This is a genomic window from Mesorhizobium sp. M0862 (assembly GCF_040319795.1).
In the GTDB taxonomy this organism is placed as follows: Bacteria; Pseudomonadota; Alphaproteobacteria; order Rhizobiales; family Rhizobiaceae; genus Mesorhizobium.
Genome location: NZ_JAMYOJ010000009.1, coordinates 176,032 through 197,471 on the forward strand (window position 1 = coordinate 176,032; position 21,440 = coordinate 197,471).

Below are 21,440 nucleotides of genomic sequence, written 5' to 3' on the forward strand. Positions count from 1 at the left end.
ATCGTCGATCCTGATCGTTCACACAAGATGGAAAGAATCGAACAGGTTGTTCACGATTGTGATGCACCGCATGCGTCAGCGCGGGTTGCACGAGACACGGCCGCTCGCTATCTCAGCGCCATGAAAGTCAAAGACGCAGATATTCTGATCGTGCCGGGCTACACCAATTCCGGCCCCGAACACTGGCAGACACGCTGGCAGTCGAAACTGTCGACGGCGCGCCGGGTCGAGCAGGCGGAGTGGTCGAAGCCGGTGCGCGAGGACTGGACGACGAGCGTGGCGAACGCTGTCAACGAGGCCGAGCGGCCGGTGGTGATCGTTGCCCATTCGCTCGGTGTGGCGGCCGCGGTGCAGGCCATTCCGCAGTTCAGGAAGCCGGTCGCCGGCGCGTTTTTTGTCGCGCCGCCCGACGTCGCCAACCCGGAGATAAGGCCGCGTCACCTGATGACCTTTGGTCCCTATGCGCGCGAACCGCTGCCCTTCCCGTCCATCGTCATCGCCAGCCGCAACGATCCGTTCTGCGCCTTCGAGGTTGCCGAGGACATTGCCGCTGCCTGGGGTTCGCTGTTCATCGATGCCGGCGAAACCGGTCACCTCAATGAGGATGCCGGCTTCGGCCCGTGGCCGGAAGGGTCGATGACCTTCGCCAAGTTCCTGACCGACCTCAAGGCCTGACCGGGCAAGGCACCACGCCTCAGCCCTTTATCGAATCGTTCATGCTTTTGATGAGTATCTTTGCGCCGAGCGAAATCAGCGCATGGTCCGAGCCCATCGCCAGCAGCCGGTAGCCCATCGCCACGACGCGGCCGGCAATCGCCGGCTCAACGACGTAGATCGCCGCATGCTTGCCCGCCTTGCGCGTCCGCTCGGCGATGGAGGCGACGGTTTCCATCATGCTTTCCAGCGTCGAATTGACGGTGGCGCCATTCGACCAGGCGATGGAGAAATCCGATGGGCCGAGGAAGATGCCGTCAATGCCCGGCGTGTCGAGGATGCCGTCCAGCGCATCGAGTGCGGCGCGCGTTTCGACCATGGCAAAGGCCATGGTGCGTTGATTGGTGTCGCGCAGCCATTCGGCGTGGTCGCCTTTGCCATGGCGCGGAAAAGCATAGGTCGGGCCCCAGGAGCGCTCGCCCATCGGCGGATATTTCATCGCCGCGGCAAAGAGTTTTGCATCGGCCACCGAATTCACCATCGGTGCAATCACCGCCTCGGCACCGAAATCGAGGGCGCGGCTGGCCATGTCGAAGCGGCCGACCGGAATGCGCACCAGCGCCGGCTTGTTGGCGGCCAGCACCGGCACCAGGCCGCGCAAGACCGAGTCTTCGTGGTGTCCGCCATGCTGCATGTCGAGCGTGACGGCGTCAAAACCCTGCTTGGCGATGATTTCGACCGTCAAAGCGTCCGGAACGCCGGACCAGGCGGTGAACAGCGTTTCATCCGCCGCCAGGCGTGACTTCAGGGACATGGGTGCTTTCCTCGTTGGGTAGAGCCTTGTAACAGGCCTACGCACAGTTTCAGCCGGAAAAGGCTGAAAAGGCAAAGAAAAACCGCCCGGCTGGACCGGGCGGTCGATTGGTCCAGCGCTACTCGCTCTAGGTGTTCTTGATCTGCTCGATCGCCTGCGCCATCAATTCGTCCATGGTGCGGCGGATCTGGTGATCCGACTGGTCGACGCCGGCGGCGTCGAAATCCTTGCGGATCTTGCGGAATACGTCGTGATCGCCAGCTTCCTCGATGTCGGAAACCACAACTTCCTTGGCATAGGCGTCGGCGTCAGTGCCGGACTTGCCCAGCTTTTCGGCTGCCCACAGGCCAAGCGCCTTGTTGCGGCGTGCCGAAGCCTTGAAGCGAAGTTCTTCGTCGAAGGCGAATTTGCGCTCAAAACCCTCTTCGCGGTCTTTCATGCTGCTCATGGCTTCCCTCCGATGAAATCGATTCGCGTTGGTGATGGATATGTGTGCTGCCGCAGCACAAACCAAAAGGGCGCGGGCCGGTCAATATGCTACATCGCTTGCTGCGCTGCGGCATTTCATTCCTGAAAGCGGTCGATGGAAAGGATTTGCCGATTGAGCAAACGCTGTGATTGGGATAGACCCGGCATTGAACCCCACCCGTCGCCGCACCAATTTAGGCAGACGGACAGGAACTGGTCGCTTGCCGCCTGCCCGCAAATCCAGAGAAAAATCAGATGAAAAATCGCCGCCGCGTTTATGAAGGCAAGGCCAAGATCCTCTATGAGGGACCGGAACCGGGCACACTTATCCAGTTCTTCAAGGATGATGCGACCGCATTCAACAAGAAGAAACATGAGGTCATCGACGGCAAGGGTGTGCTCAACAACCGCATTTCCGAGTACATCTTCAACCATCTGAACCGCATGGGCATTCCGACCCACTTCATCCGCCGGCTCAACATGCGCGAGCAGTTGATCAAGGAAGTCGAGATTATTCCGCTCGAAGTGGTGGTGCGCAATGTCGCCGCCGGCTCGCTGTCCAAGCGCCTCGGCATCGAGGAAGGCACCGTTCTGCCGCGCTCGATCATCGAATTCTATTATAAGGCCGATGCGCTCGACGATCCGATGGTGTCGGAAGAGCACATCACCGCTTTCGGCTGGGCAAGCCCGCAGGAGATCGACGACGTCATGGCGCTGGCCATCCGCGTCAACGACTTCCTCTCCGGCCTGTTCATGGGTGTCGGCATCCAACTCGTCGATTTCAAGATCGAATGCGGCCGCCTGTTCGAGGGCGACATGATGCGCATCGTCGTTGCCGACGAGATCTCGCCGGATTCGTGCCGGCTGTGGGACGTGGCAACGCAGGACAAGCTCGACAAGGACCGTTTCCGCCGCGATATGGGCGGCCTCGTCGAAGCCTATCAGGAAGTTGCCCGCCGCCTCGGCATCATGAACGAGAACGAGCCGCCGCGCCCGACCGGCCCGGTGCTCGTCGCCTCGACCGATGGCCTCAAAGGCAAGCCGCACTAAGTCTTCATTTCTTGACGCAATTCCGGACGAAAAACCGCTTCAGACTTTTCCTGGAATTGCTAAGTCTTCGAACAGGAACCTGTCCAGCATGATCAAGGCCCGCATCACCGTCACCCTCAAGAACGGCGTGCTCGACCCGCAGGGAAAAGCCATAGAGCACGCTCTGTCCGGACTGGGGTTCGGCGGCGTCGGCCAGGTGCGGCAGGGCAAGGTCTTCGACCTCGAGCTCTCGGAGACCGACAAGGCCAAGGCTGAAGCCGATCTGAAAGCCATGTGCGACAAGCTGCTGGCGAATACGGTGATCGAGAATTACGCGGTGGAGATCGCTTGATATGAAATCAGCTGTCGTTCTTCTCCCCGGCCTCAACCGCGACCGCGACATGATTGCGGCGCTGACCAAGATCTCCGGGCAGGCGCCGGCGACCGTCTGGCAGACCGACACCGAAATCCCCGATGTCGACCTGATCGCCATTCCCGGCGGCTTCTCGTTCGGCGACTATCTGCGTTGCGGCGCCATTGCCGCGCGCATGCCGGTCATGCGGGCGGTGGCGGAAAAGGCGGCCAAGGGCGTCATGGTCATCGGCGTCTGCAACGGCTTCCAGATCCTGGTCGAGGCTGGCCTTTTGCCCGGCGCGCTGATGCGCAATGCCTCGCTGAAATTCGTCTGCCGAGAGGTGAAGCTCGAAATCGCCAACGCCAACACCATGTTCACCCGCCGCTACCAGCCGGGTCAGATCATCCGCACGCCGGTGGCGCATCACGACGGCAATTATTTCGCCGACGCCGACACGCTTGCCCGTCTCGAAGGCGAAGGACAGGTGGTGTTTCGCTATGCCGAGGGCAGCAATCCCAATGGCTCGATGAACGACATTGCCGGTATCGTCAGCGAGAAGGGCAATGTGCTCGGCCTGATGCCGCATCCCGAAAACCTGATCGAGGCAGCGCATGGCGGAAGCGACGGCCGCGCCCTGTTCGAAGGCGCGCTCGGCATCGCCGCCTGATATCTCTTCGAATTCCTTTCAAAACGCGGGGGCGGTTGACCATGAGACTGATGATTGTTCGCCTAGGTCCCCTGGCTGCTGCCGGCTTGGCGTTGGCGTCCTGCCAGTCCAGCCCGAAGAGCGCGCCGGTCCCCACGGGCAAGAGCGCTTCGCTGCTGGCCATGGAACAGGTAGCGATATCGGCCCACAAATGCTGGATCGCCAGCAAGGATCCCGCCTTCAAATCCTATCAGATGGCCAATGAGCTGAATTCGTTCAGCGGCACGCCCCGCTTCCTGCTGGTGCCGGCCAAGCATTATGGCGGCAAGCCGCTGCTGGTCGTCCAGGCGCAAGGCAATTCCAGCCGCGTCGACGTGTTCGGTCCGCTGATGGACGATCCGCTCGGCGCGCGCATCGGATCCGACATTGCGCGCTGGCAAACGGGCAACCCCTCCTGCAACGCGGCCGCCTGACGCCATGGGCCGCTTCCTGCAGTTTGCGGGATTGGTCATAGGTCTGGCCGGGCTTGTCCTGCAAGCGTGCATCACCATCCCGGCATCGATGGAGGCCGGCCGCAGTTTTCTCGGCTCCATCGTCTTTCTGTTCAGCTTCTTCACCATCCTGACCAACATCGGTGCGGTGCTGGTCCATGTCTCGCTGCTGTCGCCTTCGGGCTACGCCTGGCTGCCCGCCTTTGCCGGACCGCGGATGCGGGCCGGCGTCGCCGTGTCCATCGCGCTTGTCTTCATCGTCTATGCGACGGTTCTGGCGCAGCTCTGGCAGCCGCAGGGGCTGTTCCTGCTCTGTGACGTGCTGCTGCACTATGTGACGCCGGTGCTGTTCGTGCTGTGGTGGCTTATTGCAGGCGCTGACGGCAGGACACGCTGGAGCGACATTTCGTGGTGGATGGCCTATCCGATCGCCTATCTCGCCTATGCGCTGGCGCGCGCACCGATCGCAGGCGAAGTGCCCTACCCGTTCCTCGACGTTGCGAAAAACGGCGCGGCCAACGTCGCCCTTGCGGCGCTGGCCGTCACCGGTGTTTTCCTGGTGCTGTGCATCCTCGCCGTGCTTGCCGATAAGGGCGTCTCACGCCTCAGGGCTCCGGGCACACGCCGCTGACCAGACTACAAGTTAGTCCCAGAATCGCCTGATGCCTTCGCGGTGAGCGTCGTCACGCGACACACCGATGTCCCTGAGCTGCTCGTCGGTCATTTCGAGCAAAGCCAGGCGGCCGCGACGGCGCTCGATCAGCACGTCGATCCATCGCGCCAGCGATCTGACCACATGCACGATCCGGCCGACAAAGCCTCGCCGGCTGGACGGGCAAGGCCCGACGAATTCAATGCCCGCGCAGCGAATTGTCTCGATTGTATCCATTGTCTTTCTGCCAACCTTGCAAATTGTACCCATCTTGGTACGGTTCTGATATGCATTGACACCCGATCTGGTGCAATATACAGAATTGTCACCATGACAAATTGGCTCCCTGACCTCACCATCGGTTCCGGCCCGCTTTACCAGCGCCTTGCCGACAGCATCGAGTCGGACATCGACAAGGGCGTCATCGATGCCGGGGCAAAATTGCCGCCGCAGCGCGATCTCGCCTATGATATCGGCACGACGGTCGGCACGATCGGCCGAGCCTATCAGCTGCTGCGCGAGCGCGGCCTGGTGAGCGGCGAAGTCGGTCGCGGGACCTATGTGCTGGCGCAGCAATCGGAAGCGTCACCCGAATTCGCCGAGCCTGCCGTGCAAGGCACGCGCTATGTCGATGCGCCGCCCGGCAAACTGCGTTTCGACAGCACTGCCGCGCCCGACATCGGCCAGGGCGCCATTGTCGCTGACATGCTCTCGCGCACGGTGCAGGAACACCCGCACGAGATTTCGAGCTACACCAGGGATTTTCCGGAGCGCTGGTTCGAGGCCGGCGCCCGGTGGCTGTCGCGCAATTCGTTCCGTCCGGCGGCCGACACCATCGTTCCCACGCTTGGCACGCATGCCGCGGTGATGGCGGCGATTGCGGCACTGACCACGCCGGGCGACTATGTCGTCTTCGAGCACCTCACCTATTCGCAGATCGCCCGCAGCGCCGGGCTGATCGGGCGGCGCATAGCACTGGTGGCATCGGACGAAGAAGGCCTCGATCCCGAGGATTTCGAACGCGTCTGCGCGCAGAAGCACCCGAAGATGATCTTCCTGATGCCGACGGTGCAGAACCCGACGCTGGCGATCCTGTCGGTTTCGCGCCGCGAGGCGATCGCCCGCGTCGCGCGCGCGTACAATGTCATCGTCATCGAGGACGATCTCTATGGCGGCCTGACCGAAGATCCGACGCCGCTCATCGCCGAATATGCGCCCGAGCGCACCATTGTCGCCGGCGGTCTGTCGAAATCGGTCGCGGCAGGTGTTCGCGGCGGCTGGCTCTCCTGCCCGCCCGCCTATCGCCATCGCATCCGCGTCGCCCACAAGATGATGACCGGCGGAATGCCGTTCCTGCTGGCGGAGGTGAATGCGCGGCTGGTGCTGTCAGGGCAGGCTGGCGATATCCGCAAACGCAGCATTGCCGAAATTGCCGCCCGGATCGCCATCGTGCGCGAGACACTGGCCGGTTTCGCCTTCAAGTCACACGGCAGCGTGCCCTTCGTCTGGCTGACGCTGCCCGATCCCTGGCTGTCCGGCACTTTCAGGAGCGCATGCCTCGAAAATGGCGTGCTCCTCGACGACGAGGACGAGTTCAAGGCGGGGCGTTCCGAGCAGGTTTTTCACGGCGTGCGTTTCGGCGTCTCGCAGCCAAGGCGGCGCGAGGACATCACCGGCGGCGTCGCGGTGATCCGGCGGCTGCTGGAGGAAGGCCGCGCCGGCTACGACAGTTCGTCCTGACTCGATCCTCCTGTATCCCGATCTTCAGGTTCAGCCCTCTGCCTTGAAGTTTTTGGCTTCCTTCGCGCCCTTGTCCTTGCCGTGCTTCTCGGCCAGGTCCTTGGCCTGCTTGGGCGAAACGTCGGTGGTCTCGGCAATATGCATGGCCTCCTTGTCGGAGAGGCGATTGTCTTTCTTGCCTTGCTTGGTGGCCATGTCGAAATCTCCTGATTGGTTTGAGGCCTAACGGCCGGGATGCCATAGCGTTCCCCAGCGGCTCCCCGCTACCATCGTCGCCCTGTGGTTTTCCGGCGTTTTTCGTCATCCAATGGGGTGTATCACGCCAAAGCTTGCGATATGAGGGGACTCAAATTCCCCTCTCCCATGGACATCAATCGCCGCCCATGACCATTTCCAATTCCGTGCCGATCACCCCGGAACTCATAGCCGCGCATGGGCTGAAGCCCGACGAATACCAGCGCATCCTCGATCTGGTCGGGCGCGAACCGAGCTTTACCGAACTCGGCATCTTCTCGGCGATGTGGAATGAGCACTGCTCCTACAAATCCTCGAAGAAATGGCTGCGCACGCTGCCGACCACCGGGCCGCAGGTCATCCAGGGTCCGGGCGAGAACGCCGGCGTGGTCGATATCGGCGACGGCGACTGCGTCGTCTTCAAGATGGAGAGCCACAACCATCCCTCCTACATCGAGCCCTACCAGGGTGCGGCGACCGGCGTCGGCGGCATATTGCGCGACGTCTTCACCATGGGCGCGCGGCCGATTGCGGCGATGAACGCTTTGCGCTTCGGCGCACCGGACCATCCCAAGACCAGGCACCTGGTCAGCGGCGTGGTTTCCGGCGTCGGAGGATACGGCAACGCCTTTGGCGTGCCGACCGTCGGCGGCGAGGTCAATTTCGACGCCCGCTACAACGGCAACATCCTGGTCAACGCCTTTGCCGCGGGCCTCGCCAAGACCGATGCGATCTTCCTGTCGGAAGCCAAGGGCGTCGGCCTGCCGGTCGTCTATCTCGGCGCCAAGACCGGGCGCGACGGCGTCGGCGGCGCCACGATGGCCTCGGCCGAGTTCGACGACAAGATCGACGAGAAGCGCCCGACCGTGCAGGTCGGCGATCCCTTCACCGAAAAATGCCTGCTCGAAGCCTGTCTTGAGCTGATGGCGTCTGGCGCCGTCATCGCCATCCAGGACATGGGTGCGGCCGGCCTCACCTGTTCGGCGGTCGAGATGGGCGCCAAGGGCGACCTCGGCATCGAGCTTCACCTCGACCAGGTGCCGGTGCGCGAAGAGCGCATGAGCGCCTATGAGATGATGCTGTCGGAGAGTCAGGAGCGCATGCTGATGGTGCTGCGCCCCGAGAAGGAAAAGGAAGCCGAGGCGATCTTCCACAAATGGGGCCTCGACTTCGCTATCGTCGGCAAGACCACCGACGATCTGCGTTTCCGCGTCATCCATCAGGGCGACGAGGTCGCCAATCTGCCGATCAAGGACCTTGGCGACAAGGCGCCGGAATATGACCGCCCCTGGGTCGAGCCGAAGAAGCCGGCGGCGCTCGCAGCCGGCGATGCGCCGAAGGCCGACGTTGCCGATGCGCTGTTGAAACTGCTCGGCGGGCCGAACCTGTCGTCGCGCCGCTGGGTGTGGGAGCAGTACGACACGCTGATCCAGGGCAATTCGCTGCAGCTTCCCGGCGGCGACGCCGGCGTGGTGCGCGTCGAAGGCCATCCGACCAAGGCGCTCGCCTTCTCCTCCGACGTCACGCCGCGCTATTGCGAGGCCGACCCGTACGAAGGCGGCAAGCAGGCGGTGGCCGAATGCTGGCGCAACCTCACCGCCACCGGCGCGCTGCCGCTGGCGGCCACCGACAACCTCAATTTCGGCAATCCGGAACGGCCTGAGATCATGGGCCAACTGGTCGGCGCGGTGAAAGGCATTGGCGATGCCTGCCGGGCGCTCGGCTTCCCGATCGTGTCGGGCAATGTCTCGCTCTACAACGAAACCAATGGCCAAGGTATCCTGCCGACGCCGACCATCGGCGGCGTGGGGCTGATTGCCGACTGGTCGAAGATGACCCGTATCGGCTTTGCCGCCGAGGGCCAGATGATCCTGCTGGTCGGCGCGCCCCCAAGCTGGGGCAGCCATCTCGGCCAGTCCGCCTATTTCAGAGACATTCACGGTCGGACCGACGGGCCGCCGCCACCCGTCGACCTCGCCCATGAAAAGCGCGTCGGCGACCACGTGCGCGCGCTGATCGCGTCGGGCGTCGTGACCGCGGCGCATGACCTTTCCGATGGCGGCCTGGCGATAGCCCTGGCCGAAATGGCGATGGCGTCCGGCATCGGCGCCACCATTCCGGGGCTCGCCGGCACCGACCCGATCCCGGTCTGGTTCGGCGAGGACCAGGGCCGCTACCTCCTGACGCTGTCCGTCGATCCGCAGAGCAAGGAATGGGACGCCATCCGCGACGAACAGAGCAGGCTCGGCATCTTTGCGCCATGGATCGGCTCGACCGGTGGAAACGAAGTGAAGCTCGGCGATGCCAGGGCGATCCCGGTCAGCGAATTGACCGCTGCCCACGAAGGCTGGTTCCCGAACTTCATGGACAAGTCCAGTTGACCAGCCTGGCAGCCCGGACGCTGATCGCAGTCGTCTTCTGGCCGTCGCTGTTCTTCTTCTGGTTCCTCGGGCCGTTCGTCTTTTTCCTGCTGTCGACGACCTCGAGCGAGGTCTGTCCGCTGCTGGAAAGGCGTGACCAGTTCCTTGAGGCGGCCAATGGCACACTGCAGATGCTGGCCTTGCAAAGTCTGATCTATGCGATCCCCATCGTCTGCCTGGTGCTGTGGAGCCGCCTTTTGCCGAACCCGGCGCGCGCAAGGCATGTCGCCACCTGCATCAAGCTATTTGCCATTGCGGTCATTACCGGCGCGCTGTGGGAATACGGGTCATCGCTGATCTGCGACGGCTATGGCCAACCATTCTTTTCGCCCTTGTGGCAGATGACCAGCTATCTCCCGATTATCACCCTGGCGCTCAACATCCCGCTCTATGTCCTGGTGTTCAGCCTTGGCCGGGGGTTCTCGACCCGCGACGACATTACAGAAGATGGTGTGGTTCACCCGCGGCAGGATGGCCCTTAGACACTGCGTCGCCGACAGAACGGCTTCAACCCGGACCAGAAAGGCTTTAGGCTGCCGTCCGAGTCACTCGTGCCTAGCCGCCCAGAACAGGATTTTGCCATGGCAATGGATGCCCACGACATCGAAAAACTGATCAAGGACGGCATTCCGGACGCCAAGGTGACGATCCGCGACCTCGCCGGTGACGGCGATCACTATGCAGCCGAAGTGGTGGCCGAAAGCTTCCGCGGAAAGAGCCGCGTCCAGCAGCACCAGATGGTCTATGATGCGCTGAAGGGCAATATGGGCGGCGTGCTGCACGCGCTGGCGTTGCAGACCAGTGTGCCGGACTGACGCCAGGCTGGCCTAGCGCGTCGGCGGCTGGCTTGCCAACACGGCAATGATCGGCCCTGCCGGATATCTTCCGCCGACAATCATCCTGTCGCCATCCGACAGCGCGGAGACCGCGCCGTCGAGGAACAGCGCGTTGCGGCATTGTAGCGCGTCGCGAAACAGCCGCGCAAAGCTGCCGAAACTTACCTCAGACCGCGAGATCGCCAGCAAAACGGTGTTTTCATCGCGCACGCCGACGCCGTTGCGGACGTAGCGCGAGGTTCCGTTCGGCTCGAAGCGTGGATGAATCTGGCCATCGATCACCAGCATCGGGCCCGACTGCGTGGCGAAGGCGACATCGGGTTTGGCGGCGGCATAGGCGTTGCTTTCCATGACAGCCGCCTTGCCGTCCTTGCCGACCAGAAAGACGCCGTTCGGCTTCAGGAAGAAATTACCTTCGCTATCGGCAAGGTTGAGCGGCGACTTTTCGCTGCCGTTCTCGACCAGCAGGCCGACCGGCGACAAATCCTCGTGATACATGCCGCCATTCATGGCGAGCAGCACCGGCCTCCCCTCGCCCGCAACCGCCTTGCCGAAGGCCTCCAGCGAGCCGAAGGGCTTGCCGTCGGCACCGACGTGAAAGACAGCGAGGTTGTAGGTCCGCAGGTCGACCGTGCAGACGACATAGGTCACCGCCTCGAAGGCGACATTCCGGCAAGGCGCGGGCAGGTCACCGCCAATGACCAGCGGCGGCGGCTCCGGGCGTCTCGGCCACCAGACAACGGCAATCGCGGCCAGCAGGATGGCGATCGGAAGGGCGGCGCCATATCGTCTTTTCATCATGTCCCGGAGGCTGCAATCGGCAGGGATGCTTGGCCCAAGACAGGCGATCCTTTGCGCCATTTCCGCGACGGCGGCGCAAACATCTTGTTTCGGCCCATCTATGGGTTTATTTGATGGCTATGCTTCGAGCCTGACTCCCACAGGCGTGAAAGGATATCTCATGAGCGGCATCAACGACTACATCGACAGCGAAGTGAAGGGCAACGACGTCGTCCTTTTCATGAAGGGCACGCCCGGTTTTCCGCAGTGCGGCTTTTCCGGCCAGGTCGTCCAGATCCTCGATTACATCGGCGCCGACTACAAGGGCGTCGACGTGCTGACCTCGGCCGAACTGCGCCAAGGCATCAAGGAATATTCGAACTGGCCGACGATCCCGCAGCTTTACGTCAAGGGCGAATTCGTCGGCGGCTGCGACATCATCCGCGAAATGTTCCAGGCGGGCGAGCTGCAGACGTTGCTCGTCGACAAGGGCGTCAGCGTCAAAGCGACAGCCTGATTCTGAGTTGAGACGGGGCAGCCCCGCCCCGGCAAAATGTTACCTCCCCCTATCGGAGTGAGGACGAACTTATGCGCCGGCATGCCGGCGCATATTCGTTTTGAAGATCGGACCCGCCGTGGACCAGCCAGCAAAAGCGCCGCAACAGGCACGCAAATTGCCTATTCCGCGCTGGGAATTCATCGCGCTTTGCGCGGCACTGATGGCGTTGAACTCGCTGGCCATCGACATCATGCTGCCGGCACTGCAGCAAATCGGCGCCACGCTTGGCGTTGAGAATGAAAACCACCGCCAGTATGTGATCACCGCCTATATATTGGGCTTCGGTGGCGGACAGCTTTTCTTCGGACCGATCTCGGACCGGTTCGGGCGCCGCGCGCCACTCGTTGCCGGGCTGGCGATTTATGTCGTGGCGGCGGCAGCTGCCGCCATCGCCCCGTCATTCGCCGTCCTGCTGCTGTGCCGGCTGGTGCAAGGCATCGGTGCGGCGGCGACCCGCGTCATCGCCGTCTCGATCGTGCGCGACACGTTCGACGGTCGGCGCATGGCCGAGGTGATGTCTCTGATCTTCATGGTGTTCATGGCCATCCCGGTGATCGCGCCTGGGATCGGCCAGTTCATCATGCTGTTCGCAACATGGCACTGGATCTTCGTCACCATGGCCGTCGGAGCGCTGATCGTGTCGGCGTGGTCGCTGCTGCGGCTGCCGGAGACGCTGCATCCGGAGTACCGCCGGCCGCTGACAGTCTCATCCGTCGTCGGTGGTTTCCGCATCGTGCTCACCAACCGCATGGCGCTTTGCTACGCCTTTGCCAGCACCTTCATTTTCGCCGCCATGTTCGGCTTCATCGCCTCCGCACAGCAGATCTATGTCGACATTTTTCATGTCGGCGAATTGTTTCCTGTCATCTTCGCGGGTGTCGCCGGCGTTCTCGCTTTTTCGAACTACCTCAACTCGCGCCTGGTCGGCCGCATCGGCATGCGCCGCCTGTCGCAGAGCGCACTGCTGTTGTTCCTGGTGATCAGCCTTGCCTGGCTCACCGTTTCGCTTCAAATGAAGATGCCACTCTGGCTGTTCATCACCTTCTTCGCCAGTGCGATGCTCCCGTTCGGCGCGCTCGGCGCCAATTTCAACGCGCTCGCGATGGAACCGCTCGGCCAACTGGCGGGCACCGCGTCGTCCATCCTGGGCTTCATGCAGACTTTTCTCGGCGGCATCCTCGGCACGCTGATCGGCCAGGCCTTCAACGGCACGGTGACGCCGCTTGCCGCCGGCTTCTGCAGCGTCTCGGTCGCGGCCCTGCTGATGATCCTGATCGCCGAGCGCGGCAAGATGTTCCAGCCGCACAACCCACCCATTTCAGGGCACGTCACCGACCTGCATTGAGCGACGCGCCTTGAGATTGTTGGTCTCAAAACCGCATCCACCTTTATGCGACGCGTTTCAGGATGCGCCGCCAATCACTGCCGTGAAACGAGGGAACAGCGGGCGCCCTGCGATGGCGCCACCCATGCTGTCCGACAGCGGCATCGGCAGAGCCTTGTCGAGCGCTTCGAGCACGGATGACACAAAGACCCGGTTGAGCGAGGCATCATCTCCCATATGGGAGAAAGTGGCGCGCGGCTTGCCCATCAGCGTGCCGTTTTTGCGAATTGAAAAACTCAGCGTCAGGGTCAGGCCAGCACTTCCAGGCGGCGGCTGCCAACAGGCAAAGATCGCGTCGAACATTTCGTCGATGGTGTCGATGGGATCGGGGCTACGACACGCGCGCTCCTGCGATCGTGCCTCAGTGGCGCAGGCGACCAGGGCAAGTGCAAGTGCCGTTGCGACAATTGCGGACCGATGTTTCATTTCGCGGCTCCGGCTTCGCGAGAGATTGGACCACTATAACAGAGCCAATATACTTGACGAAAGCGTCTACCGGCAGTTGGACCGACTATTGCGCCCAGAGTTCCCTGCGCAACTCCTGCCAGCTTTCCTTGTCCGGGGCGACAAGAATGCCGCCGTCGATATGCGAGGGCAGATAGGCGCTACCGTCGATCCGCGCGGTGTAGCCGCCGGCCTCGGCGTGGATCAGCACACCGACCAGATGGTCCCACGGCATCAGTTTGTTGTAGACGACGAAATGGGCATGGCCGCTGGCCAGAAGACGGTATTCATGTGCCGCGCAGCGATAGCCGAACTGCGACAGGGTCTTGGTCTGGTTGCGCGCCAGGAGCGAGCGTTGCGGTTCCGCCAGATATTGCCAGGAGACGGAGCCGGTCATCTGCGAGATCGGCACGGCATCGGCGACGTGCACCGTCTCCAGCGCGCCATGCGCATGGCGGATATGGCTGCCGGCGCCCTTGGCGCCGATCAGCCAGTCCCGGCCTACGGGGTCATGGATGATACCGGCGACGGTTTCGCCCTTGACGACGACGCTCAGCATGACGCCGAAGAGCGGCACGCCGGAGGCGAAGTTGAAGGTGCCGTCGACCGGGTCGACGACGAAGGCGAGGTCGGCATCGCCGAGCCCCTGAAGCAGCGCCGGATTGTCGGAACAGGCTTCCTCGCCGACGATCATCGCCGTGGGATAGCGCTCGCGCAGCCTGGCCGTGATCAGCCGCTCGGCGTTGATGTCGGCCTCGGTCACCAGGTCGGCAGCCGAGGTCTTCTGTCTGATGTCGCCCTCGCCCAGCCGGCGAAAGCGTGGCATGATTTCGGCCCTGGCTGCATCGGCGAGAAGCTCGGCCAGCCAGTCGATCGCTTGGTCGTCAAATATCATCGGAAATGTCTTGTCCTGTGCTGAGGCTGCCATTGAGGGCGGCAAAGTCGAACAGCTTTCTGTCGAGCAGATGCGACGGCCTGGTGTTGGACAGCGCGCGCAGCATCGTATCCTTGCGGCCCGGCATGCGCTTTTCCATATCGTCCAGCATCGCCTTCATGGCGTTGCGCTGCAGGCCTTCCTGGCTGCCGCAGAGATCGCAGGGAATGATCGGGAATTTCATAGCGGCGGCGAATTTTTCCAGATCGACCTCGGCGCAGTAGCTCAGCGGCCGCAGCACCATGACGTCGCCGTCGTCGTTGAGCAGCTTTGGCGGCATGGCGGCAAGGCGGCCGCCATGGAACAGATTCATGAAGAAGGTTTCGAGAATGTCCTCGCGGTGGTGGCCGAGCACCAGCGCCGAACAGCCCTCCTCGCGCGCGATGCGATAGAGATGGCCGCGCCGCAGCCGCGAGCACAGCGAACAATAGGTGCTGCCCTGAGGCAGCTTGTCGGTGACCACCGAATAGGTGTCCTGATACTCGATGCGATGGGCAATGCCATGCGCATCGAGGTAGTCGGGCAAAATGTGCTTCGGAAAATTCGGCTGGCCCTGGTCGAGATTGCAGGCCAGCAGCTCGACCGGCAGCAGCCCGCGCCATTTGAGATCGAGCAGCACGGCCAGCAGCCCGTAGGAATCCTTGCCGCCGGACAAGGCCACCAGCCAGCGGTCGCCGGGCCTCGCCATGGCGAAATCCTCGACCGCCTGACGGGTTAACCGCAACAGCCGCTTACGCAGTTTGTTGAACTCGACGGAAGACGGCACTTCGGCAAACAGCGGATGGAAGCCGCCTTCAGCAATCGGTTCAACTGTTTCGATGTCTGCCAGCATGTTCATGGCTTGTCGCTTTCCATAGCCGAGAGTGCCGGATTAGCGGACATGGCCGACAAAGAAAAGGCCGCCTCGACGGGCGGCCCTTTCCAGTATCGCAGAAAAGCGATCGCTTAGCGCGAATAGAATTCGACGACCAGGTTCGGCTCCATCTGCACGGCGAACGGAACATCGGCCAGGCCGGGGATGCGCGAGAAGGTCGCGACCATCTTGTTGTGATCGACTTCGATATAGTCCGGCACGTCGCGCTCGGCGAGGCCGACCGCTTCCAGCACGATGACCAGCTGCTTCGACTTTTCGCGCACTTCGACGACATCGCCCGGCTTGCAACGGTACGAGCCGATGTTGACGCGCTTGCCGTTGACGTTGACGTGGCCGTGGTTGACGAACTGGCGAGCCGCGAAAATGGTGGGCACGAACTTGGAGCGGTAGACGACCGCGTCGAGACGCGACTCGAGCAGGCCGATCAGGTTCTCGGAGGTGTCGCCCTTGCGGCGATCAGCCTCTTCATAGACTTTGCGGAACTGCTTTTCGGAGACATCACCATAGTGACCCTTCAGCTTCTGCTTGGCGCGCAGCTGCAGGCCGAAATCGGAAAGCTTGCCCTTGCGGCGCTGGCCGTGCTGGCCGGGGCCGTATTCACGCTTGTTGACCGGGGACTTCGGGCGGCCCCAGATGTTTTCGCCGAGACGGCGGTCGATCTTGTACTTCGCGGATTCGCGCTTGCTCATCGCATTCCCTTTCAAAACAAACCACCCGGAGCCTCATGGTCCGGGTGAAGGAAACGCGCCCTCCTCTGGCCTCCGTTTTCGAGGCCTGACAGGGTTTTCCCACGCAACGCGGCGGAAAACCCACGGGACACGTCAGTCTAGACAAAACCCAGGAAACGATAAACCTGCTTTCCCGGGCTTGCCATGCAAAAGAAACAACCGGGCATTGCGGCCCGGTGTTGGTGCGCTCGTTAAACGGAGATTTGAGCAGAGTCAAGCGCGTCGCTGGCGCTGGGCCCGGCAACCATATCACGTCTTTGGCGTTGAGTGCCGTGCCGGATGCGGCGGGAGGTTGTTGCGCCGACGGCATTTAGGAAGGGACTGGAGCCAAAGGAGCCCGAAGTCGCATGAAGAAGTTTTTCCTCTCGTTGGTCGGTGCGGCCGTCCTGGCCGGGACGATGTCGATCGCCGTGCCCGAGCCAGCGATGGCCAAGCATTGGCAGGGCCACAAGCATCGTCAGACCTGCCATGTCGTGGTGAAGAAGAAGGTCATCTGGCGGCATGGCCACAAGAAGGTCATCCGCTACAAGGTGAAGCGCTGCTGGTGACGTCAGGGGTTTCGGGCTTGGCCTGAACCGAAGAAGCCCGTGGTTTCGGCCACGGGCTTTGTTTATCGACTCGGTTCAAGGTTTCAGTCTGCCGATTTCTTCTCCGGCAGGCCTTTGCGCTTGGTCTCTGCGAATTCCTCGAGCTGCTTTTCGCTCATCGAATTGTACATCGACTTCGACGCGCCTTGAAGTTCGCTCTTCCTGGTCTCGCCGCGCTTGGCCGACAGGGCTGCGCCCGCGGCCTTTTGCTGTGCTTTTGAGGTTGCAGGCATATCGGCTTCTCCTTTGCTGCCAGAGGAAGAAACGTTGCGCTCCGGCGACGGTTCCAGCGCTGGCGGTCAACTTCCGTTCCGCGCTCATGCCTGCCCATGGTCGGCCGGCACTGCCGGCAAACCACCTTCCCGTGCCCGCAACGCCGGTGTAGGACGGCGCCATGAAATCGTTGAACGATCCCTCGCAGGCACTCGCTACCGGCCTCGCGAAAATCCGCACCGAGTTCCATGTGCCGGAGGCATTTCCCCCTGATGTAATGGCCATGGCACAGACGGCGGCCAGGCGCGTGCCCGACCAGCATGCCGACCGCACCGCGATGCCCTTCGTGACGCTCGATCCCGCGGCTTCCACCGATCTTGACCAAGCGTTTTCGATCGAAGCGAGCGGTAGCGACCTTCTGTTGCACTATGCGATTGCCGACGTAGCCTGGTTCGTCGCGGACGGCGACGCGGTGGATCGCGAAGCCTGGGCGCGGGGCGAAACCCTGTATTTGCCGGACGGCAAGGCCGGGCTCTATCCCCGGGTGCTTGCCGAGGGCGCCGCGAGCTTGCTGCCCAGCGGTCCGCGTCCGGCTGTCATCTTCACGGTCCGGATCGCCGACGACGGAGCGGTAAGGCTGGATGGCGCGGAGCGGGCAATCATTCAAAGCCGCGCCAAGCTCGCCTATGACAGCGTGCAGGCCGCCGACGTCCCAGTCGGCTTCGCCGAAATCGCGCGGCGCATGGCGGCGGCCGAAGAGCGTCGCGGCGCTTCGCGCGTCGACCCGCCCGAGCAGGAGGTGGAACAGCTTGCCGATGGCACGTTCCAGCTTGCGTTCAGACCGCTGCTGCAATCCGAGCAAGACAACGCAGCACTTTCGCTGGCCGCCAACATGGCGATTGCCGACGCCATGCTGGCACACAGGACCGGCTTGTTCCGGGTGATGGCGCCGCCCGATGCTTCCAAAGTACAAAGACTGCGCAGCGCGGCACGGGCCTTAGGCCTGTCCTGGCCTCCTTCGACCAGCCTGCCCGACTATCAGCGAACCCTCGATCCGACCAACAGGCAACAGGCAGCGCTGATGCTGGAAATCCGCCGCGCCGGCTCCGGTGCGTCCTACCAACCCTATGAGGAAGGCGTTGTCCCCTGGCACGAGGCGATGGCCGCGACCTATGCCCACGCCACCGCGCCCCTGAGGCGGCTGGCCGATCGCTACGTCGTGCGCTGCGTGCTGGCCATCGCCAACGGCCAGCCGGTGCCGCAAGCCGTTACCGAGGCGTTTTCCAGACTGCCGAAGGTGATGGGCCGCGCAGGCGCCCGCGCCTCGCAGATCAACCACGCGGCCATCGACCTTGCCGAGGCGGTAATGCTGAGGGGGCGCATGGGTGAAACATTCAAGGCCGTCGTCACCGACGTCGGTGATCAGCGTGTGCGCGTTCAGCTCTCGGACATGCCTGTCGTTGCTAATGTGAAGGCCTCAGGGTTCAGGCAGGGCGATGGCCTGACGCTAAGGCTTGTTTCGGCCGATCCGGATCGGCGCGTCATTGTCTTCGAGCCTGCCTAAAGCGCGTCGGCGACGCGCTTTAGTTTTTTCGTTTTATGCATGTCGTTGTCCCAAAACCGCTGCGCACTTTTGGGCGACATGCATTAGTCTAGCGCGCGCTCAATCCAAAACCCTGCATCAGCCGGCTGATGGCGAAGTCCGCCTTTCCCGAGGTAAAGACGGCGATGTCGGGCTCGCTTTGCGGCAATGGCCCGTCGACAGCCGGAAGCAGCGACAGAGCACGCCGCGCAATCGCTTCGGCCGGGTCGATCCAGTCGACCGGCCAGGGCGCGGTCTTGCGCATGCGATTGGCCAGGAACGGATAGTGCGTGCAGGCGAGCACGACGATGTCCGTGCGCAAATCGTCATGCTGGACGAAACACGGTGCGATCTCGGCACGCACGGCCTCCTCGTCGACAAAGCCCTCGCGCATGTAGGCCTCGGCCAGTCCGGCGAGATTGTTGCTGCCGACCAGCCGGACATGGCATTTCTGCGCCCATTTGCCGATCAGGTCGCGCGTGTACTGGCGCTTCACCGTGCCCGGCGTCGCCAGCACCGAGACCAGCCCGGACCGGGTGCGCTCGGCCGCCGGCTTGATCGCCGGCACGGTGCCGACAAAGGGATGGCCAGGGAATTTTTCCCGCAACGCATCGATCACCAGCGTCGAAGCGGTATTGCAGGCGACGACCGAAATTTCCGGATCAAAACGGTCGAGCAGCTTGGCGAAGAGCTCGACTATATGGGCCTGCAGCGCCGGCTCTTCCCACGCGCCGTAGGGAAAGGCCTTGTCATCGGCGACGTAGACGAAGCGCCGGTCGGGCATCAGCACGCGCGCTTCGCGCAGCACGGTCAATCCGCCAACGCCGGAATCGAACATCAGTATCGGACGGTGGCTCATTGATATCGGACCATGAAAGAGGCTGGATCAGAAGGCTTGGCGGTCATTGGCCAATGCCGTTCTATCTGCAACCATCATGGCCTTGAAGTGGCGAATGTTAGCAACTTCCATGCAAAGCCGGCGAAGACGACCTTGCCTCGGTTGCTCTAGAGCCCGCGCTTGCCGAAGCCGGCGGGCCGCGGACGGCCCAGAGGCTGGGCGGACGGCACCGAGCGCGTGGCCGGTGTGGCGTTGCGCATGGAAGACTGTGTCGTGCTGCTGGCCGTCCGGCCGGATGCCGCAGGCATGGGCGTATCGCCATCGAAATCGAAAACCGATGTCAGTTCGTCGATATTGATGCCCGCCACCGGCTTAGCCACCAGAATCGTGCACCAAAGGCCAAAGATCGACAGCGCCAGCAGGTTCAAACCGCTGGACGTGCTTTCCGGATTGTTGAAATCGATGACCAGCAGCGTGCCTGCCTGCAGAAAGGCGTAGATGGCGCAGAACACGATGTAGGACCACAGGATCCAGGCTTTGCCGTTGGCGTCGCGGCTGCGTCGCCAGGCGATGTTGGCACGCATGACCACGGCCAGGAGGGAAACGACCAGAACCGCGCCAAGGCCGAAATTGGCCATGGCGCGCGCGACCATACCGATATTCTCGCCGAGCTGCGGCTCGACCAGGATGATCGCCGGCCCGGCGGCGGATGCGTTTTCAGGATGATCGACGGCGGACATGATCTCAATGAACTGCTGTTTGCGGCATTTCAGCGTTCCCTGCCATATCCGCTTGGCAAAATGAAGCTTTTGCAAACACCGGTCGCGGCACAGACGACCCATTCTGCACGGATCGTCGTTTGCGCGGCCAAATAGGCTTTGATATACGCTCCGCATACCCGGCCGAAGCCATGCGGGCGAGGCCGTTTTGTTCCCCAAAAGCGAGGCATTCTTTTCATGGCGAAGATCAAGGTGGCGAACCCGGTCGTCGAGCTCGACGGCGACGAGATGACCCGCATCATCTGGCAGTTCATCAAGGACAAGCTGATCCACCCTTATCTCGACCTGAAGCTCGAATATTACGACCTCGGCGTCGAGCACCGCGACGCCACCAACGACCAGGTGACCATCGATTCGGCCAATGCCATCAAGAAATGGGGCGTCGGCGTGAAATGCGCGACGATCACGCCCGACGAGCAGCGCGTCGAGGAATTCAAGCTGAAGAAGATGTGGAAGTCGCCGAACGGCACCATCCGTAACATTCTCGGCGGCACCATTTTCCGCGAACCGATCATCATGAAGAACGTGCCGCGTCTGGTGCCGGGATGGACCAAGCCCATCATCGTCGGCCGTCATGCTTTCGGCGACCAGTATCGCGCCACCGACTTCCGCTTCCCCGGCAAGGGCAAGCTGACCATCAAGTTCGTCGGCGAGGACGGCAAGGTGATCGAGCATGACGTGTACGACGCACCCGGCGCCGGCGTTGCCATGGCGATGTACAATCTCGACGACTCCATCCGCGAATTCGCCCGCGCCTCGCTGAATTACGGCCTGCTGCGCAATTATCCGGTTTATCTCTCGACCAAGAACACCATCCTCAAAGCCTATGACGGCCGCTTCAAGGACATTTTCCAGGAGGTCTACGAGGCTGAATTCGAGGCCGAGTTCAAGGCGAAGAAGCTGTGGTACGAGCACCGGCTGATCGACGACATGGTGGCCTCCGCCCTGAAATGGTCTGGCGGCTATGTCTGGGCCTGCAAGAATTATGACGGCGACGTCCAGTCCGACACGGTGGCGCAAGGTTTTGGCTCGCTCGGCCTGATGACCTCCGTGCTGATGACGCCGGACGGCAAGACGGTGGAAGCGGAGGCCGCGCACGGCACCGTGACGCGCCACTATCGCCAGCACCAGAAGGGCGAGGAAACCTCGACCAATTCGATCGCCTCGATCTTCGCCTGGACGCGCGGCCTCGCCCACCGCGCCAAGCTCGACGATAATGCCGAGTTGAAGCGATTTGCCGACACGCTGGAGAAGGTCTGCATCCAGACGGTTGAGAGCGGCTTCATGACCAAGGACCTGTCGCTCTTGATCGGTCCCGACCAACCATGGCTGTCGACCACCGGCTTCCTCGACAAGATCGACGAGAATTTGCAGAAGGCGATGGCGTAAGCCGGCAGCC

The 21,440-nt window shown here is 62.5% G+C and carries 26 protein-coding genes and 1 pseudogene; 15 read left to right on the forward strand and 12 right to left on the reverse strand.

All coding sequences use genetic code 11. The annotated features are described in order from the left end of the window. Nucleotides 1–120 precede the first annotated feature (120 nt). Complete coding sequence (locus tag NKI15_RS16235) at nucleotides 121–675, forward strand: RBBP9/YdeN family alpha/beta hydrolase (protein ID WP_023690188.1); 555 nt, start codon at nucleotides 121–123, stop codon at nucleotides 673–675. A gap of 19 nt (nucleotides 676–694) precedes the next feature. Here the strand turns inward: NKI15_RS16235 and NKI15_RS16240 are convergent, their stop codons facing one another. Together NKI15_RS16240 and NKI15_RS16245 are read right to left on the reverse strand one after the other, a co-directional pair. Continuing rightward, nucleotides 695–1,468 carry an HpcH/HpaI aldolase family protein gene (locus tag NKI15_RS16240; RefSeq protein ID WP_023669090.1) on the reverse strand — a complete coding sequence of 258 codons (774 nt, stop codon included), beginning with the start codon at nucleotides 1,466–1,468 and terminating at the stop codon, nucleotides 695–697. 127 nt (nucleotides 1,469–1,595) lie between these two features. Then, nucleotides 1,596–1,916: a DUF1476 domain-containing protein gene (locus NKI15_RS16245; protein WP_023669091.1), complete on the reverse strand. Its 321-nt coding sequence runs from the start codon at nucleotides 1,914–1,916 to the stop codon at nucleotides 1,596–1,598. A gap of 275 nt (nucleotides 1,917–2,191) precedes the next feature. On the opposite strand from NKI15_RS16245, the gene purC reads away from it, so the two are divergent. From purC to NKI15_RS16270, 5 genes are all read left to right on the forward strand, one after another. After that, nucleotides 2,192–2,986 carry a phosphoribosylaminoimidazolesuccinocarboxamide synthase gene (purC, locus tag NKI15_RS16250; RefSeq protein ID WP_352886360.1) on the forward strand — a complete coding sequence of 265 codons (795 nt, stop codon included), beginning with the start codon at nucleotides 2,192–2,194 and terminating at the stop codon, nucleotides 2,984–2,986. A gap of 88 nt (nucleotides 2,987–3,074) precedes the next feature. Continuing rightward, nucleotides 3,075–3,317: a phosphoribosylformylglycinamidine synthase subunit PurS gene (gene purS / locus NKI15_RS16255; RefSeq protein ID WP_023669092.1), complete on the forward strand. Its 243-nt coding sequence runs from the start codon at nucleotides 3,075–3,077 to the stop codon at nucleotides 3,315–3,317. A gap of 1 nt (nucleotide 3,318) precedes the next feature. Beyond that, entirely contained in the window at nucleotides 3,319–3,987 is a 669-nt protein-coding gene (gene purQ / locus NKI15_RS16260) for a phosphoribosylformylglycinamidine synthase subunit PurQ (protein WP_023711489.1), read from the forward strand. A gap of 41 nt (nucleotides 3,988–4,028) precedes the next feature. Next, nucleotides 4,029–4,439: a hypothetical protein gene (locus NKI15_RS16265; RefSeq protein ID WP_023697575.1), complete on the forward strand. Its 411-nt coding sequence runs from the start codon at nucleotides 4,029–4,031 to the stop codon at nucleotides 4,437–4,439. 4 nt (nucleotides 4,440–4,443) lie between these two features. Further along, complete coding sequence (locus tag NKI15_RS16270; RefSeq protein ID WP_023748569.1) at nucleotides 4,444–5,088, forward strand: Pr6Pr family membrane protein; 645 nt, start codon at nucleotides 4,444–4,446, stop codon at nucleotides 5,086–5,088. Nucleotides 5,089–5,100: 12 nt separating this feature from the next. Here the strand turns inward: NKI15_RS16270 and NKI15_RS16275 are convergent, their stop codons facing one another. After that, the gene (locus NKI15_RS16275) at nucleotides 5,101–5,346 is read right to left on the reverse strand and encodes a DUF1127 domain-containing protein (RefSeq protein WP_023748568.1); all 246 of its coding nucleotides are present in this window, start codon (nucleotides 5,344–5,346) and stop codon (nucleotides 5,101–5,103) included. A 93-nt stretch (nucleotides 5,347–5,439) separates the two neighbouring features. On the opposite strand from NKI15_RS16275, the gene NKI15_RS16280 reads away from it, so the two are divergent. Next, nucleotides 5,440–6,849 carry an aminotransferase-like domain-containing protein gene (locus NKI15_RS16280; protein WP_023748567.1) on the forward strand — a complete coding sequence of 470 codons (1,410 nt, stop codon included), beginning with the start codon at nucleotides 5,440–5,442 and terminating at the stop codon, nucleotides 6,847–6,849. Nucleotides 6,850–6,879: 30 nt separating this feature from the next. On the opposite strand, the gene NKI15_RS16285 is transcribed toward NKI15_RS16280, so the two are convergent. Further along, nucleotides 6,880–7,044 carry a hypothetical protein gene (locus NKI15_RS16285; RefSeq protein WP_023669098.1) on the reverse strand — a complete coding sequence of 55 codons (165 nt, stop codon included), beginning with the start codon at nucleotides 7,042–7,044 and terminating at the stop codon, nucleotides 6,880–6,882. 188 nt (nucleotides 7,045–7,232) lie between these two features. On the opposite strand from NKI15_RS16285, the gene purL reads away from it, so the two are divergent. From purL to NKI15_RS16300, 3 genes are all read left to right on the forward strand, one after another. Further along, the gene (purL, locus tag NKI15_RS16290; RefSeq protein ID WP_023706459.1) at nucleotides 7,233–9,464 is read left to right on the forward strand and encodes a phosphoribosylformylglycinamidine synthase subunit PurL; all 2,232 of its coding nucleotides are present in this window, start codon (nucleotides 7,233–7,235) and stop codon (nucleotides 9,462–9,464) included. Next, complete coding sequence (locus NKI15_RS16295) at nucleotides 9,461–9,985, forward strand: hypothetical protein (RefSeq protein WP_023706458.1); 525 nt, start codon at nucleotides 9,461–9,463, stop codon at nucleotides 9,983–9,985. The genes purL and NKI15_RS16295 overlap by 4 nt, the downstream gene beginning before the upstream one ends. 99 nt (nucleotides 9,986–10,084) lie before the next feature. Next, entirely contained in the window at nucleotides 10,085–10,318 is a 234-nt protein-coding gene (locus NKI15_RS16300; protein ID WP_010909092.1) for a BolA/IbaG family iron-sulfur metabolism protein, read from the forward strand. Between the two features lie 12 nt (nucleotides 10,319–10,330). On the opposite strand, the gene NKI15_RS16305 is transcribed toward NKI15_RS16300, so the two are convergent. Continuing rightward, on the reverse strand, nucleotides 10,331–11,140 hold the full coding sequence (locus NKI15_RS16305; protein WP_023724201.1) for a phosphodiester glycosidase family protein: 810 nt from the start codon (nucleotides 11,138–11,140) through the stop codon (nucleotides 10,331–10,333). 160 nt (nucleotides 11,141–11,300) lie between these two features. Here NKI15_RS16305 and grxD point away from each other — a divergent pair, with 160 nt between their 5' ends. Both grxD and NKI15_RS16315 read left to right on the forward strand, forming a co-directional pair. Continuing rightward, the gene (grxD, locus tag NKI15_RS16310; RefSeq protein WP_023669102.1) at nucleotides 11,301–11,636 is read left to right on the forward strand and encodes a Grx4 family monothiol glutaredoxin; all 336 of its coding nucleotides are present in this window, start codon (nucleotides 11,301–11,303) and stop codon (nucleotides 11,634–11,636) included. A gap of 118 nt (nucleotides 11,637–11,754) precedes the next feature. Further along, nucleotides 11,755–13,023, forward strand: coding sequence for a multidrug effflux MFS transporter (locus NKI15_RS16315; protein WP_023684881.1), 1,269 nt, complete (start codon nucleotides 11,755–11,757; stop codon nucleotides 13,021–13,023). A 57-nt stretch (nucleotides 13,024–13,080) separates the two neighbouring features. On the opposite strand, the gene NKI15_RS16320 is transcribed toward NKI15_RS16315, so the two are convergent. The 4 genes from NKI15_RS16320 to rpsD all read right to left on the reverse strand — a co-directional run bounded on the left by NKI15_RS16320 (nucleotide 13,081) and on the right by rpsD (nucleotide 16,003). Then, the gene (locus NKI15_RS16320; protein WP_023706454.1) at nucleotides 13,081–13,488 is read right to left on the reverse strand and encodes a UCP034077 family protein; all 408 of its coding nucleotides are present in this window, start codon (nucleotides 13,486–13,488) and stop codon (nucleotides 13,081–13,083) included. Between the two features lie 85 nt (nucleotides 13,489–13,573). Next, nucleotides 13,574–14,401, reverse strand: coding sequence for an inositol monophosphatase family protein (locus NKI15_RS16325; protein ID WP_023684879.1), 828 nt, complete (start codon nucleotides 14,399–14,401; stop codon nucleotides 13,574–13,576). After that, nucleotides 14,391–15,278, reverse strand: a complete 888-nt coding sequence (gene ttcA / locus NKI15_RS16330; protein ID WP_023706452.1) for a tRNA 2-thiocytidine(32) synthetase TtcA — start codon at nucleotides 15,276–15,278, stop codon at nucleotides 14,391–14,393. The genes NKI15_RS16325 and ttcA overlap by 11 nt, the downstream gene beginning before the upstream one ends. A gap of 107 nt (nucleotides 15,279–15,385) precedes the next feature. Continuing rightward, the gene (gene rpsD, locus NKI15_RS16335; protein ID WP_023669107.1) at nucleotides 15,386–16,003 is read right to left on the reverse strand and encodes a 30S ribosomal protein S4; all 618 of its coding nucleotides are present in this window, start codon (nucleotides 16,001–16,003) and stop codon (nucleotides 15,386–15,388) included. Nucleotides 16,004–16,389: 386 nt separating this feature from the next. On the opposite strand from rpsD, the gene NKI15_RS16340 reads away from it, so the two are divergent. After that, nucleotides 16,390–16,590, forward strand: coding sequence for a hypothetical protein (locus NKI15_RS16340; RefSeq protein ID WP_023690200.1), 201 nt, complete (start codon nucleotides 16,390–16,392; stop codon nucleotides 16,588–16,590). A gap of 83 nt (nucleotides 16,591–16,673) precedes the next feature. On the opposite strand, the gene NKI15_RS16345 is transcribed toward NKI15_RS16340, so the two are convergent. Continuing rightward, entirely contained in the window at nucleotides 16,674–16,862 is a 189-nt protein-coding gene (locus NKI15_RS16345; protein ID WP_023684876.1) for a DUF3008 family protein, read from the reverse strand. A 161-nt stretch (nucleotides 16,863–17,023) separates the two neighbouring features. Here NKI15_RS16345 and NKI15_RS16350 point away from each other — a divergent pair, with 161 nt between their 5' ends. Continuing rightward, complete coding sequence (locus NKI15_RS16350; RefSeq protein WP_023739393.1) at nucleotides 17,024–18,406, forward strand: RNB domain-containing ribonuclease; 1,383 nt, start codon at nucleotides 17,024–17,026, stop codon at nucleotides 18,404–18,406. 88 nt (nucleotides 18,407–18,494) lie between these two features. Here the strand turns inward: NKI15_RS16350 and murI are convergent, their stop codons facing one another. Both murI and NKI15_RS16360 read right to left on the reverse strand, forming a co-directional pair. Beyond that, a complete protein-coding gene (murI, locus tag NKI15_RS16355; RefSeq protein WP_023684874.1) occupies nucleotides 18,495–19,283 on the reverse strand; it encodes a glutamate racemase in 789 nt (262 codons plus the stop codon). A 578-nt stretch (nucleotides 19,284–19,861) separates the two neighbouring features. Further along, nucleotides 19,862–20,002 (reverse strand): annotated as a pseudogene (locus NKI15_RS16360) (RNA methyltransferase); the annotation flags it as partial. Between the two features lie 216 nt (nucleotides 20,003–20,218). On the opposite strand from NKI15_RS16360, the gene NKI15_RS16365 reads away from it, so the two are divergent. Continuing rightward, nucleotides 20,219–21,430, forward strand: a complete 1,212-nt coding sequence (locus NKI15_RS16365) for an NADP-dependent isocitrate dehydrogenase (protein WP_023669114.1) — start codon at nucleotides 20,219–20,221, stop codon at nucleotides 21,428–21,430. Nucleotides 21,431–21,440: the final 10 nt, after the last annotated feature.

Coding starts and splice junctions, on each gene's coding strand:
- NKI15_RS16325 (WP_023684879.1), bottom strand. CDS start 14,401: ATGATATTTGACGACCAAGCGATCGACTGGCTGGCCGAGCTTCTCGCC.
- NKI15_RS16270 (WP_023748569.1), top strand. CDS start 4,444: ATGGGCCGCTTCCTGCAGTTTGCGGGATTGGTCATAGGTCTGGCCGGG.
- rpsD (WP_023669107.1), bottom strand. CDS start 16,003: ATGAGCAAGCGCGAATCCGCGAAGTACAAGATCGACCGCCGTCTCGGC.
- NKI15_RS16285 (WP_023669098.1), bottom strand. CDS start 7,044: ATGGCCACCAAGCAAGGCAAGAAAGACAATCGCCTCTCCGACAAGGAG.
- NKI15_RS16320 (WP_023706454.1), bottom strand. CDS start 13,488: ATGAAACATCGGTCCGCAATTGTCGCAACGGCACTTGCACTTGCCCTG.
- NKI15_RS16305 (WP_023724201.1), bottom strand. CDS start 11,140: ATGATGAAAAGACGATATGGCGCCGCCCTTCCGATCGCCATCCTGCTG.
- purS (WP_023669092.1), top strand. CDS start 3,075: ATGATCAAGGCCCGCATCACCGTCACCCTCAAGAACGGCGTGCTCGAC.
- purL (WP_023706459.1), top strand. CDS start 7,233: ATGACCATTTCCAATTCCGTGCCGATCACCCCGGAACTCATAGCCGCG.
- NKI15_RS16265 (WP_023697575.1), top strand. CDS start 4,029: ATGAGACTGATGATTGTTCGCCTAGGTCCCCTGGCTGCTGCCGGCTTG.
- NKI15_RS16245 (WP_023669091.1), bottom strand. CDS start 1,916: ATGAGCAGCATGAAAGACCGCGAAGAGGGTTTTGAGCGCAAATTCGCC.
- ttcA (WP_023706452.1), bottom strand. CDS start 15,278: ATGAACATGCTGGCAGACATCGAAACAGTTGAACCGATTGCTGAAGGC.
- NKI15_RS16340 (WP_023690200.1), top strand. CDS start 16,390: ATGAAGAAGTTTTTCCTCTCGTTGGTCGGTGCGGCCGTCCTGGCCGGG.
- NKI15_RS16275 (WP_023748568.1), bottom strand. CDS start 5,346: ATGGATACAATCGAGACAATTCGCTGCGCGGGCATTGAATTCGTCGGG.
- murI (WP_023684874.1), bottom strand. CDS start 19,283: ATGAGCCACCGTCCGATACTGATGTTCGATTCCGGCGTTGGCGGATTG.
- NKI15_RS16345 (WP_023684876.1), bottom strand. CDS start 16,862: ATGCCTGCAACCTCAAAAGCACAGCAAAAGGCCGCGGGCGCAGCCCTG.
- NKI15_RS16235 (WP_023690188.1), top strand. CDS start 121: ATGAAAGTCAAAGACGCAGATATTCTGATCGTGCCGGGCTACACCAAT.
- NKI15_RS16365 (WP_023669114.1), top strand. CDS start 20,219: ATGGCGAAGATCAAGGTGGCGAACCCGGTCGTCGAGCTCGACGGCGAC.
- NKI15_RS16240 (WP_023669090.1), bottom strand. CDS start 1,468: ATGTCCCTGAAGTCACGCCTGGCGGCGGATGAAACGCTGTTCACCGCC.
- NKI15_RS16300 (WP_010909092.1), top strand. CDS start 10,085: ATGGCAATGGATGCCCACGACATCGAAAAACTGATCAAGGACGGCATT.
- grxD (WP_023669102.1), top strand. CDS start 11,301: ATGAGCGGCATCAACGACTACATCGACAGCGAAGTGAAGGGCAACGAC.
- NKI15_RS16280 (WP_023748567.1), top strand. CDS start 5,440: ATGACAAATTGGCTCCCTGACCTCACCATCGGTTCCGGCCCGCTTTAC.
- NKI15_RS16350 (WP_023739393.1), top strand. CDS start 17,024: ATGAAATCGTTGAACGATCCCTCGCAGGCACTCGCTACCGGCCTCGCG.
- purC (WP_352886360.1), top strand. CDS start 2,192: ATGAAAAATCGCCGCCGCGTTTATGAAGGCAAGGCCAAGATCCTCTAT.
- purQ (WP_023711489.1), top strand. CDS start 3,319: ATGAAATCAGCTGTCGTTCTTCTCCCCGGCCTCAACCGCGACCGCGAC.